This window comes from Comamonas testosteroni, from assembly GCF_000761245.1.
Lineage (GTDB): Bacteria > Pseudomonadota > Gammaproteobacteria > Burkholderiales > Burkholderiaceae_C > Comamonas > Comamonas testosteroni_C.
The window spans coordinates 129,266-141,092 of record NZ_AWOR01000057.1 but is presented as its reverse complement, the minus strand read 5'-3'; the positions used below and the strand labels follow the sequence as shown (position 1 = coordinate 141,092).

Below are 11,827 nucleotides of genomic sequence, written 5' to 3'. Positions count from 1 at the left end.
CGTGTCGTAGACCTGCTTTCCGTGGCTGCCGATGCGGTCGATATGAGCGACGCGTACATGGTCGAGAAGCTGGCCAGAGCTTTCGAAGAAAGCGTATCTGCAGCATGGTCAGCCGGCAACGCGGCCCGTATGGCCGCCGCCCGGATGGAGCGACTCGAGACAACACCAACTTTAATTGGCCTTCTTCGCATGGCAGGTGAGCCAGATGCGCGCCGTGGGTTGGCGTTCCTGCTATCCATGGCTGGCGCATTGGGCCGGCAACATGCCTATGACCCTATCGACTACACAGCGGACTGAAGACAAGTTCTTCGCAGCTCCGGCCAGGTCGATAAAGTCCTGAAATTCGCAAGCGGCAGCTGGCAGAAATGCGTTTCAGCCAGCTCGAGAGCAAACAAATCTATGAGGCCTTGCCTCCTGAATAGTTGCGCCGCCTGCGCAACGCCAAACCCTACCCTGCCACCCCCTTCGGACAGTCCCGCAAGGTACTGGCAGAACACGTTGCACCACCAGTTGCAGTCGGCAACTGCCGAGCTGTGGGGCAGCCGCAGCTCAGCCATGGCGGCAACTGAAGGTGCGCAGCACCGCCAACAGCATGCAGGTGGTGCAATGCACAAGCTCAACCATTGTCACGAGACATTCAACGCCGGACGGCCTGTTTAGCGAGGAAGTAGAACTTCAAAGCGGCCTGTGCCCCCTGCTCGGCAGGGCAGCAAAAACAAAAATGCCTCACAAGAAAACCTGTGAGGCATTTTATAAACTGGGGTGGCTGATGGGACTCGAACCCACGACAACAGGAATCACAATCCTGGACTCTACCAACTGAGCTACAGCCACCGTAGAAGTTTCTATTCTACTTCAGAATTTGAGCCTTCAAATCAAAATTGAGAGCAATAAACACTGAACTAGCAACGATTCAAGGTAAATACCTCTCATCAAGTAAAAACGCTCTGCGCTGCAGAGCGTTTTCAAAATTCTGGGGTGGCTGATGGGACTCGAACCCACGACAACAGGAATCACAATCCTGGACTCTACCAACTGAGCTACAGCCACCGTAGAAGCATCTATTCTACTTCAGAATTTGAGCCTTCAAATCAAAATTGAGAGCAATAAACACTGAACTAGCAACGATTCAAGGTAAATACCTCTCATCAAGTAAAAACGCTCTGCGCTGCAGAGCGTTTTCAAAATTCTGGGGTGGCTGATGGGACTCGAACCCACGACAACAGGAATCACAATCCTGGACTCTACCAACTGAGCTACAGCCACCGTAGAAGCATCTATTGTAATGCATAAATCAGACCGCAAATAAACTTGCGCCTGATTTAAATGCCTTACTGAGGACGCGGCACCTTGATCTGGACCTTGAAGGTCTTCTTCAACTGTTCATAGTAGGCCATGACTTCAGCCATGGAAGACCACTGTGTGAACTGCGCCTTTTGCTGCTCCAGCACCTGAGCATCTTGCGCAGGACGCTGGGCAATGCGGTTGACCTTTATCACCGCGTAACCTGCATTGCCAAGGTCGACACCCTCCCATGCAGGCAGGGCATTCGTGGGGGCGCGCAATGCCGCATCCAGCACTTCACGCGGCAGATCCCTGGCTTGATCGCGCCCCACCTCGACGGCCGCAGGCAGCTGAGCTGCTTCAGGCTTGGTCTTCCATTCGGCCATCTTGGCCTTGCCTTCTTGCTTGGCCAGCTCTGCAGACTGATGCGCCACATATAGCTGCTTGAGTTTCTCACCCACTTCATCCATGGACTGGGTATGCGCAGGAGCATAGCTCAGCACACGACCAGCCACTAGGTTGCTGGGAGCCAGCTCCACTGCGTCGGTATTGCGCTTGTTCTCCAGAGAGTCTGCGGAGAACAGTGCCTCAAGGAAACGCTTGCTGGCCAGAGGACCTTGAGCATCAGGGGCTGGCTCACGCGTCACGTTCTCGACCTTGTGAATGCTCAGCTTGAACTTTTCGGCCACAGGCTTGAGGCTTTCGGACTGCTCGTACACGGCGTTGGAGAAGGCTTCGGCCGCCTCTGCAAACTTGCGCTGAGCCTGTTGCTGCTTGAGGTCTGCTTCCAGCTTGGGGCGCATTTCCTCGAACGAGGGGACCTTGGGCTGCTTGATGCCGGTCAGCTCGATGATGTGAAAGCCAAAGTCAGACTCGACCACATCGCTGATGTCGCCCTGCTTCATCTTGAAAACGGCTTCTTCAAATGGCTTGACCATGGCATCGCGACCGAAGTAGCCCAGATCACCACCATTGGCAGCAGAGCCGGGGTCCTGCGAATTGGCCTTGGCCACCTGGGCAAAGCTCTTGGGATCCTTGCGCACCTGGGCCAGCAGTTGCTCTGCCTTGGCTTTGGCCTTTTCCCGCTCTGCAGCGGGAAGATCCTTGGCCGCATTGATCAGGATGTGGCTGGCACGACGCTCTTCTGGGCCGGCAAGACGGGCCGCGTTTTCCTTGTAATAGGTGCGCAGATCATCTTCGCTCAGAACAATGCTCTTCTCTACCGTCGCCACATCCAGTTGCACATATTCCACTGTGGCAGCCTCGGGCTGCTTGAACTGGCTGGTGTGCGATTCATAGAACGCCTTGAGTTCGGCTTCCGTGGGCTGTACCTTGCCTACAAAAGCGCTGGCATCAAACCGGGCAACCTGAATTTCGCGGCGCTGATACAGAGCATCCATGGCCTGCTGCAACTGTGCAGCAGTCGTGAAGCTGGTCGAGGACACGGAACCCAGTACCTGATTGAGAGCCAGTTCACGACGCAGATTGGCTTCAAATCCTTCGGGAGTCATGCCCTGCGAGCCCACCAGAGCCTTGTAGGCTTCAGCATCCAGCGAGCCATCGGGCTTTTGCAAGGAGGCAATCGCGGGAATCTCACGCAAGGTACGCACCAGTTGTGCATCGGGCGTTGTCAGGTGCATCTTGGCTGCAGCAGCTGCCAGCACACGATCACGCACCAGCTTTTCCAGCGTGGCATAACGCGCCTCTGGCGAGTCGAGCAGCTTGGCATCCATGGTCGGATTCTGCGCACGCAGGCGGTCGCTTTCAGCCCTGTGAGCGTTATCCCAGTCCTGCTGGGTGATGTCATGCCCATCCACGCGGGCCACAGTCTGGCTGGACTCGGTGAAGTAGTTCTGGTTGACTCCGACAAAAATGAAAGAGGGAATAATCAGCAAGAACAACAAGATCATCACGAACTTGGAATGCTTGCGGATGGATTCGAACATGGTCAATCTTTCTGCGGCAGCAAAAATAAAGGCGAACTTACGTTCGCCTCATTAAAAATGGTGAAAGCCGTGCGACCCGCTTGCGCCACCGACCGGGCCTCTACAGGGCACTGATGCTCTACAGAACTGCCATCCAACCTCCACCAACAGGGTTAGGCTAATCCTGTCCATTCTAACTGCCAGCTTTTCCATTGCCGCTGTCTAGCCAGTGCATCTTGCATAGAAATACCCCGAACAACCTTCACCTCCAGTAGCAACAAACGCCAAAACGCAAAGAAGGCCTAGTACCCCCCAAGCCTTCTTTGCGCTTTGGTGGTGGGTACTGGATGCATCGAACCGCCAACCTACCCTGCGCAAAGCCTCATATCTCCATAAATATCAGCAACTTGCAGCAGTCTCCAACTTTCCTGACCGTCCACACTCGAGGATGACACACACGCACTCGACTGCTAAGGCATGCACGGTTTGACGCCTGGTCCAGGCAATGGAAACTGCTCGCAGAACGCCCTAATCCAACACTGTCCGGCGTCCTCCTTGGCCTTGTCGTCGGCATCTCAAAGACAACACCCTGAGCGCCCGATGTGAAGAGCCTGGGCAATGTGAAAAGGTCAAGGTGAGGCGGCATGGCATCGACGTCCCCGAGCGCAAACAACCATTCGGTGAACGTACTCGGTTGGTTCTGGCCGAGCTGGCACTTCCCAGAAGGAAGCCGAACTGCGCCGCACCAAGACAGGCCGACACTGGCGACAAATCTGCTCTAGTGCACGTCAGGCGCCTTCCAGGAGATGGCCCTTCTCCACCCAGCACTTGCGTGAGAGTCAACTGACGCCAGCAGGGCCGTCGATAAGCGCTGGCAGATCGTCTCGGGGAACAAGAAGCTCCTGATGACCCTCACCGTCTTCTGCAAACTTCGGCTTATCGCCAGGGCCGTTCAGGTAGTTGCATCACCACCGATCGCCTGGGTCTTTTCCCAGACACCCCCATACTGGGGAATGTTGATGTGAAAAATCGTTTCGAACGTGCCGGCCAATTGTTCGGCGCTCGTGATGCGCTTTCGGTAGTGCTGTCTGCCGTTACGCTGCACAGGTAGTCGCTTTTCAGGCCGACATAGCCATTTTGGGGTATGCCGCAGGATCGCCAGCGCGTTGGTGAACGGAGAGCCAGGATCCCGCGTCAGCCAGCCAAGCATGGTGGAGATGGCAACCTCATCGCTGTAATCGGGCCGGAAGTCGAAACTGTGCGCCATGCCGCATGTATGGTTCCTGAAACGCAGCCAACCGTCGTCCGTCGGCATGATCAAAAAGTCAAAGCCACGTTGGCTGATCGGCCCCGGAGGTAAGCGACACAGACTCAACGATGGCATCGGACAAGCCGACCTCAGCGAGATAGGGGCGATCGAGATCAACACGCAAGCTCATATGGTTGCCAATGACAGCGTCACACAGGATTTCACGTTTGACACCGCTACACCGGCGGGTCACTCGAAACCCTGGAGCGTTGTGTGCAGCCCCAAACAGCCCGCTCATCTCGTAGCACTGGCCTCCGCGCTGGCCATTAACCATTTTCGTGAAGGCAGCGGCTGGCGCGATCCAAGACGGCCATTCGATGAAAGCAGCCAGTGCCTCCCAGGTAAAGGTCATGAGATCGCCCGATGAAGTTTGACGGACTGTCGTTGTCGAGAGAAGCAGGCTGATTGACCCCGATCTTTGCGAGATAGGCGCCCAACTGTTCAGACTTCAGGGTCATTCCACTCTGGCTTGATGAGTCATGTGCCATTTCGGGCTTTCCTCTCATGGACTGCTTTAGATTGGAGGCGCCCTGTAAGTTATGCCTGTCTCACAGAGACCAACCTATAGGACAAATGGATTCAGAGAGCGTATGCCCGAATTTTTGTGTAACCGGTCCGGACTTCAGTAATAGGCGCCTCCTCCGAACTCTTGCAATTCATGGCACTTGAATGTGCAGCGACTAAGCTGCCCAGCTCGAGTGGAAGCAACCTGTCGTCGCCTGGCCCTGGGCAGGGCCGAGCGAGCTGCTGCTCCTGACCGAAAGCCTCGGCGGCACACGACACACGCGTGTCGTTTCAGACTCGCCTGTCGATGTCCGCGATGCTTCGGTTGTCGCCGACCTGATGGATAGCATGACCTCGCCGTCACGGCTCAATAACGGTCATCCGGAGGCCGATGCCGGTGTGGGTCAACGATGGCTTTCCAGTGAGTGACGCTTAAGTATCAATAGAGCGCGCTGCAGTGGCTTGGCTCGAAGTAAGCCGCCACGCGTGCCCACGCACCCTCACCGAACCACTGTGCAAACCGCTGCTAGCGCCCCTCCATGAACTCTATGCCCGGGCCATCTGCAGGGCGACATGGGCTCAGGAATCAGCCTTTGCCCCGCTTGAACAAGCGCCTGACTCAATTGTCCATAAACTCACTCTAGCTGCACTGCAGCTCAAGGCTTCAGGGCCGGGCACAACGCTTGGTCCAGCACCCCCATAGCGGTCGCGGAAGCAGCCAGCAGGCGCGGGCGCGACACGCCGTCACGAGCCTGTACTGAGATACCGTGCAAGTGCGTGGCATAGAAGTCACCCAAGGACTGCACATCCGCATCTTTTCGCAACTCGCCCTCGTCCATTGCGCGTTGCAGTCGGTCGATGATGGACTGCGTTCGCTGGCGACGGTGCACGGCCAGCCAGGCTGCCACTTCCTCATTCTCTTGCGCAAAATTGGTCGCAGCCATGACAACCATGCAACCTTGTGGTCGGCTTGGTTCCGTATAGGTGGTCGCTGCATCGCGCAGCATGCGTGAAATGGCTTCACGCACCAATGACTCTTCGGCCAGGGCCCGATCGGCAAAGCAGCCGGCCCCGGACTCATAGCGTTGTATGGCTTCGCGGAACAGCGCCTGCTTGCTGCCAAAGGCAGCATAGATGCGGGCCGAGGCGATGCCCATGGCCTGGACCAGGTCGGCCATGGATGTGCCCTCGTAACCGCGCTGCCAAAACGCCAGCATGGCGCACTCCAGCGCCTGGTCCCGATCAAATTCCCTGGGTCTTCCAGCCATCTTCCTTGTTCCTCTCAAAAGTCGGTGCGGCATCTTAGCGGCGTGTCATCCACGCCGCAGCACACCTATCTGTCGAAAACGACTACGTTTGCGTGATACCATTCTTTGTCGATTGACAAACAATACATCAAAACAAGGAAAAACACATGCAGACCATCAAGGGACCAAGCCTTCATCTCGCCCAGTTCGCCGATGACAAGGCACCGTTCAATTCGCTGGAGGACATTGCGCGCTGGGCCGCTGGCGTGGGCTTCAAGGCTTTGCAGATCCCGGCCTGGGACCAGCGCCTGTTCAACGTGGCCACCGCCGCGCAAAGCCAGGCCTACTGCGACGACGTCAACGGCATGCTTGCCTCGCACGGCTTGGTGGCCAGCGAGCTGACCACGCACATCTTCGGCCAGCTCGTCGCCGTGCATCCTGCCTACGACGCCATGTGCGACAGCTTCGCCCCCGAGGCCGTACGCGGCAATCCCCAGGCGCGCACGGCCTGGGGATTGGAGCAGCTCAAGCGCTCGGCCCGCGCCTCGCGCCGCATGGGCCTGACGGAGATGGGCACGTTCTCGGGCTCCTTCGCCTGGCCCTATCTGTTCCCGTTCCCGCAGCGCCCAGCGGGCCTCATCGAGACCGCCTTCGAGGAGTTGGCACGCCGCTGGCGCCCCATCCTGGACGCCTGCGACGAGCAGGGCGTAAACCTGTGCTACGAGATCCATCCCAGCGAGGACCTGCACGACGGCACGAGCTTCGAGCGCTTCCATGAACTGGTCGGCCAGCATGAGCGCTGCAAGATCCTGTTCGATCCCAGCCACTTCGTGCTGCAGCAGCTGGACTACCTAGACTACATCGACATCTACCGCGAGCACATCCGCATGTTCCATGTGAAGGACGCGGAGTTCCTGCCCAGCGGGCGCCAGGGCATCTACGGAGGCTATTCCTCTTGGTTGGAACGGGCGGGGCGCTTCCGCTCTCTGGGTGACGGGCAGGTGGACTTCAAGGCCATCTTCTCCAAGTTCGCCCAGTACGACTACCAGGGCTGGGCATCGCTGGAATGGGAGTGTTGCCTCAAGGATCAGGAGGACGGCGCACGCGAAGGCGTGGACTTCATCAACCGCCACATCATTCGCGTGACCGACAGGATCTTCGACGACTTCGCCGGCGCCCCCGTGGACCAGCGCCAGATCAACACCATGCTCGGCATCGCCTGAGCACCCCCGGCCACCGATTCGGACAAGGAAACAGACTCATGAACGCTTTCCCTTCCTCCCTGGCGCACGCCCAGGACGATTTCACCCACGACTATGTGCGCATCGACGGCCACCGCGTCCACTGCATCCTGGCCGGCCAGGGCTCGCCGGTGCTGCTGATCCCGGGCTGGCCCCAGACCTGGTATGCCTGGCGCCATGTCATGCAAGCGCTGGCTGCACAGGGTTTTCAGGCGATTGCCGTCGATCCGCCGGGCACCGGTTTTTCGGACCGGCCTGAGACGGGCTACGACACTGGTGCCATCGCGCAGACCCTGCACCGCACCATGCTGGCGCTGGGCCACGAGCGCTACCAGGTCGCGGGCCACGATGTGGGCATGTGGGTGGCCTATGCGCTGGCCAGCGACCAGCCCCAGGCCGTGCAATCGCTTGCGCTGACCGAGGCCGTGATCCCGGGCCTGGCTCCAGAGCCCAGCATCTTCGCCCCGCCCGAGCAGAACATCTTCCTGTGGCATTTCATGTTCAATCAACTGGCCGACCTGCCCGAGACTCTAATCGCAGGCCGCGAACGCGCCTATCTGGAATTCATGTTCAATCGATGGTCGCTGCGGCGCGATCGTGTGGCCGTTGATGCCTATGTCGATGCCTATGCGGCACCGGGCGGGCTGCGCGGCGGCTTCGCCTATTACCGGGCGATTCCCGAGACCATTCGACAGAATCGTGAGCGCGCAAAGCGCCCGCTGGGCATGCCGGTGCTGGCCATAGGCGCCGAGCACGCCACAGGCGATGCGCCGCTGGCCACCTTGCGCGGGCATGCCCATGATCTGTCCGGCGTGATCGTTCCCGACTGTGGCCACTTCATCATGGAGGAGGCGGCCCAGGCCTTCATCGCCGAACTGCTGCCGTTCTTGCAAAGGACGCGGTAATCATGCCTCTGGACACTGATATTGCCCGCTACCTGCGGGAGCAGGCCCGGATGTCCCAGCCCCCAACTGCGCCCACGCTGGCGCAGTTGAGGCAGGCCACTGACATCGGACTGCGTGCACTGCATGGGCCGGCCGAACCCGTTGCGCGCACGGGAGATTTCACGCTGCGTGCGCGCGACGGTGCCCCGCTGCGTCTGCGTGTGTACTGGCCGTCGGCATCCGACGCGCCCCAGCCTGCCCTGGTCTTCGCGCATGGCGGGGGCTGGTGCCTCGGCTCCATGGAGCTGTACGACAACCCCTGCCGTGCGCTCGCTGTTGCGACGCAGGCGGTGGTGATCTCGGTGGACTACCGGCTGGCCCCCGAGCACCGCTTTCCGGTGCCGCTGCAAGACTTCTGCGACGCTTTGAGCTGGACCTTCGAACAGGCCGAAAGACTTGGACTGGACCGCTCCCGCATCGCCGTGGCCGGAGACAGCGCGGGCGGCAACCTCGCTGCAGCAGCCTGTCTGGCCGCTAGGCATGGAGATGGTTGGGGTGCGGGCGGTGCGCCGAGCATTGCCCACCAACTATTGCTGTACCCGGCACTGGACGCCGCCATGGACTCCCCGTCCTTCGATCTGTTCGGTGATGGCCACTCCCTAACCCGGGCGACCATGGCGTATTGCTACGAGGCCTATCTTGCAGATCCTGCGCAAGGGCGACTGGAGCAAGTGTCCCCGTCGCGCGCCGAAAGCCTGGCCGGTTTGCCTCCTGCCACGGTGATCAGTTGCGAGTATGACCCACTGCGCGATGAAGCCGAAGCCTATGCTGCTCGCCTGCAGGAGGGTGGCACGCTCGCGACGGCCGTGCGCCTGCCGGGCATGATCCATGGGTGCATCCACATGCTGGGGCTGGCCCCGGCAGCGCGCCAACTGCTCGACATGGCAGGCATCGGCGTTCGACGGGCACTGGGCTAAGGCCAGTCATCCATCCTCTGCCGCGTCTTGACGACAAGGCTGCACTGCGCCGGCCAGTCCAACTGGCTTGCCCGCGGCGACCTGCGCGTTCAGCGCATTGCCGCCCGAGCTTGACTAAGGTGTCGCGGCTTGAAGGACCGGCAATGACTAAATGGCTCGATGCATTGATGTGACAGATGTCACCTTCGGCGTCGAGCCCGCGGTGCAAGCCTTTACAGGCTGCGCGGCCAGGAAGCACGGCACGGAGGGCGAGGTGGACCGCCGTGCGCGATGGCACGGTCGCGCCCCTCTTTGCACCCCGTGCCAGCCTGGCGCGGCGTAGGGCCAGTTTCTTGTTCATTGATTAATTCATTCGAATGAATTACATTCGCAACACTCTCAGCCCTTACGTCAGGACCTTGTCATGCCCACTTTCCCTTCTCCTCTGACCCTCACTGAACGCGACCGGCGCTGGCAACTTGCGCGCGAGCTGATGCATGACGAGCGGTTGGAGGCCTTGATCGTCTATGGGGACCGGGAAGCCTGTGCGCCTGCCGGCTTTGCCCAGGATTGCTACTTCACCAACGACCGGCCCGGGTCGATGGTGGTTTTCATTGGCGAAGAAGCGCCGCGGGTCTACACCTTTGCATCGCTGATGGTGGCCGACCACATGCAAGCGGCACTTCGCGGCGATCTACAGTGGATAGCACCCGAGCAGTTGTTCGTCGGCAAGACGGGCCGCGACGTCGGGGCCTGGCTGGCCAGCCGGGGGATGAATGGCACCCGGATCGGCATCATCGGGCTGGAACCCTATCCTCCCTTTTACTTTGACGGTGCCATGCCAGCCAGGACGCTTCAGGCGTTGGAAGAGGCGATGCCAGATGCGGCATTCGTTCCGGTGTTCCGGGCATTCTTCAAACGCGCTTGCGTAAAAAGCAGCGAAGAACTTGTATTGCTGCGCCACGCCGCGGATATCGGCGAAGCGATGAGCGAGGCGCTTCGGGCCACCGCCAAGCCGGGGGTATCCGAGGCTCAATTGGTCTCGGCGGTGACGGCAACCTGTTTTTCGATGGGGGGCTATACGGCCGAAATCCTGCTCGGGTCCGGCCCGGAATATGTGGGCTGGGGACCTGCAGCATGGCAGTACCGCGCCCAGACGCCCAGGATTTTGCGCGAAGGGGATTTGATCCTGTCAGAGATATTCGCCCTGTACGGCATGCTGGAAACCCAGCATCAGGCGGCCGTGGCCCTTGGCGAAGTGCATCCCGATATCCTGCGTGCGGCCGATGTCGCCCGCGCGAGCTACGAGGCGGGTGTGCAGACTCTGCGCGTTGGCCGCACTTTCGGCGATGTGGTCGATGCGATGGAGGCACCGTTGCTGGCGGCAGGTGGCTGGCATGTCCATCCGTTGATTCACAGCATCAATCCCTACGGTCCTGTAGGATTTGGCACGGCGCCGGGCATAGAATCGCTGCCCGAGGCTGCCAGGTATCCGGCGCTCAAGAGGCTGCCCACCGTGGGACGCGACGTCCCGCTGCAAGAGGGCATGTGCTTTGCCTTTGAGCCGAATTGCGCCTTCGGGCGGCACATGGCCAATATTGGCGGCACGGTACTGGTCGGCTCCACGGCAGGCGTGGAGTTGAACGACAACTCCACGCGGCTGATGCATGCCGATATCTAGCAAGGCCTGAACACAGGAAACAACGACATTGATGAAAGACCCGGACACGCTCAATGCGCGCACCCGAGACACCCGGGACCGGCTTGTCCGCGCCGGGCTGACCCTGTTCAGCCGCCAGGGGCTCGACGGCGTACGGACTCGGCAGCTGGTGGACGAAGCAGGCGTGAACCAGTCTGCAATCCCTTACCACTTCGGTGGCAAGGAGGGCGTATATGCGGCCGTGCTGGAGCATGTGGCCGCTGGCATCGTCGACCGCCTCGACCTGGGCCAGCCCACGGTCGCCTGTACCGACGAGGCTCGCGCAGCCCTCAAGTCGCTCATGCAGGACTTTGTGCGAGCCTTGCTGGACTCCGAAACGTCGATAGCGGGCAGCCTGCTGCTGGCGCGCGAACAGCTGCGGCCGACGGAAAAATTCGATGCACTCTACACGCGGCTGTTCGTGCCCTTGCACACGAACGTCGCGGATCTGGTGGCCGACATTCGGAACGAGGACCGAGGTCAGCGCGATCAGGTACTTCGTGCCCACGCGGTCCTAGGCCAAGCGCTCGCGTTTGCGGTCGCACGCGAGGCGCTGTTGCGTCGACTTGGGATATCGGCCCTGTCCCGGAAGGACGTTGCGGACATTGCCGAAATGGTTGGCGACATGGCAATTGCGGCCTGCTCCTGACGCCTCTCAAGCCTGCGGCTGCGAGTAACTAAGATCAGCCTGAAGTCGATGTTGGCGTCGACCGGTCACCATTCCGCTTCTGCCCGTGTCCCGTTGGACGCCAGGCACGCCGGCTGGCTCTGAGACAAT

At 60.0% G+C, this 11,827-nt stretch carries 10 protein-coding genes and 3 tRNA genes; 6 read left to right on the top strand and 7 right to left on the bottom strand.

The window, feature by feature from the left end; genetic code table 11:
* A partial coding sequence (locus P353_RS17005; protein WP_034371927.1) for a DUF1641 domain-containing protein occupies positions 1–297 on the top strand: 297 nt, incomplete at its 5' end.
* 461 nt (positions 298–758) lie between these two features.
* Here the strand turns inward: P353_RS17005 and P353_RS16995 are convergent.
* The 7 genes from P353_RS16995 to P353_RS16970 all read right to left on the bottom strand — a co-directional run bounded on the left by P353_RS16995 (position 759) and on the right by P353_RS16970 (position 6,239).
* Positions 759–834, bottom strand: a tRNA-His gene (locus P353_RS16995).
* A gap of 140 nt (positions 835–974) precedes the next feature.
* A tRNA-His gene (locus P353_RS16990) sits at positions 975–1,050 on the bottom strand.
* A 140-nt stretch (positions 1,051–1,190) separates the two neighbouring features.
* Positions 1,191–1,266 (bottom strand) — tRNA-His (locus tag P353_RS16985).
* Positions 1,267–1,331: 65 nt separating this feature from the next.
* Positions 1,332–3,230 carry a SurA N-terminal domain-containing protein gene (locus P353_RS16980; RefSeq protein ID WP_034371921.1) on the bottom strand — a complete coding sequence of 633 codons (1,899 nt, stop codon included), beginning with the start codon at positions 3,228–3,230 and terminating at the stop codon, positions 1,332–1,334.
* Between the two features lie 931 nt (positions 3,231–4,161).
* The gene (locus P353_RS29595; protein ID WP_196491430.1) at positions 4,162–4,476 is read right to left on the bottom strand and encodes a hypothetical protein; all 315 of its coding nucleotides are present in this window, start codon (positions 4,474–4,476) and stop codon (positions 4,162–4,164) included.
* 58 nt (positions 4,477–4,534) lie between these two features.
* Positions 4,535–4,870, bottom strand: a complete 336-nt coding sequence (locus tag P353_RS30350) for an arylamine N-acetyltransferase (RefSeq protein ID WP_198529090.1) — start codon at positions 4,868–4,870, stop codon at positions 4,535–4,537.
* 808 nt (positions 4,871–5,678) lie between these two features.
* The gene (locus tag P353_RS16970) at positions 5,679–6,239 is read right to left on the bottom strand and encodes a TetR/AcrR family transcriptional regulator (protein ID WP_034371918.1); all 561 of its coding nucleotides are present in this window, start codon (positions 6,237–6,239) and stop codon (positions 5,679–5,681) included.
* Between the two features lie 197 nt (positions 6,240–6,436).
* On the opposite strand from P353_RS16970, the gene P353_RS16965 reads away from it, so the two are divergent.
* The 5 genes from P353_RS16965 to P353_RS16945 all read left to right on the top strand — a co-directional run bounded on the left by P353_RS16965 (position 6,437) and on the right by P353_RS16945 (position 11,698).
* On the top strand, positions 6,437–7,492 hold the full coding sequence (locus P353_RS16965; protein ID WP_034371915.1) for a sugar phosphate isomerase/epimerase family protein: 1,056 nt from the start codon (positions 6,437–6,439) through the stop codon (positions 7,490–7,492).
* A gap of 38 nt (positions 7,493–7,530) precedes the next feature.
* Positions 7,531–8,415, top strand: coding sequence for an alpha/beta fold hydrolase (locus P353_RS16960; protein ID WP_034371913.1), 885 nt, complete (start codon positions 7,531–7,533; stop codon positions 8,413–8,415).
* A gap of 2 nt (positions 8,416–8,417) precedes the next feature.
* The gene (locus tag P353_RS16955; protein ID WP_034371910.1) at positions 8,418–9,371 is read left to right on the top strand and encodes an alpha/beta hydrolase; all 954 of its coding nucleotides are present in this window, start codon (positions 8,418–8,420) and stop codon (positions 9,369–9,371) included.
* Positions 9,372–9,774: 403 nt separating this feature from the next.
* Positions 9,775–11,031 (top strand): M24 family metallopeptidase, encoded by a 1,257-nt coding sequence (locus P353_RS16950; RefSeq protein WP_034371907.1) that lies wholly within the window; start codon positions 9,775–9,777, stop codon positions 11,029–11,031.
* A gap of 31 nt (positions 11,032–11,062) precedes the next feature.
* On the top strand, positions 11,063–11,698 hold the full coding sequence (locus P353_RS16945; RefSeq protein ID WP_034371904.1) for a CerR family C-terminal domain-containing protein: 636 nt from the start codon (positions 11,063–11,065) through the stop codon (positions 11,696–11,698).
* The last annotated feature ends 129 nt before the right edge of the window (positions 11,699–11,827 follow it).

What these genes read in the sequence shown, in the direction of transcription:
- P353_RS16965 (WP_034371915.1), top strand. Translation starts at nt 6,437, where the DNA reads ATGCAGACCATCAAGGGACCAAGCCTTCATCTCGCCCAGTTCGCCGAT.
- P353_RS16950 (WP_034371907.1), top strand. Translation starts at nt 9,775, where the DNA reads ATGCCCACTTTCCCTTCTCCTCTGACCCTCACTGAACGCGACCGGCGC.
- P353_RS16970 (WP_034371918.1), bottom strand. Translation starts at nt 6,239, where the DNA reads ATGCTGGCGTTTTGGCAGCGCGGTTACGAGGGCACATCCATGGCCGAC.
- P353_RS16960 (WP_034371913.1), top strand. Translation starts at nt 7,531, where the DNA reads ATGAACGCTTTCCCTTCCTCCCTGGCGCACGCCCAGGACGATTTCACC.
- P353_RS30350 (WP_198529090.1), bottom strand. Translation starts at nt 4,870, where the DNA reads ATGACCTTTACCTGGGAGGCACTGGCTGCTTTCATCGAATGGCCGTCT.
- P353_RS16955 (WP_034371910.1), top strand. Translation starts at nt 8,418, where the DNA reads ATGCCTCTGGACACTGATATTGCCCGCTACCTGCGGGAGCAGGCCCGG.
- P353_RS16945 (WP_034371904.1), top strand. Translation starts at nt 11,063, where the DNA reads ATGAAAGACCCGGACACGCTCAATGCGCGCACCCGAGACACCCGGGAC.
- P353_RS29595 (WP_196491430.1), bottom strand. Translation starts at nt 4,476, where the DNA reads ATGGCGCACAGTTTCGACTTCCGGCCCGATTACAGCGATGAGGTTGCC.
- P353_RS16980 (WP_034371921.1), bottom strand. Translation starts at nt 3,230, where the DNA reads ATGTTCGAATCCATCCGCAAGCATTCCAAGTTCGTGATGATCTTGTTG.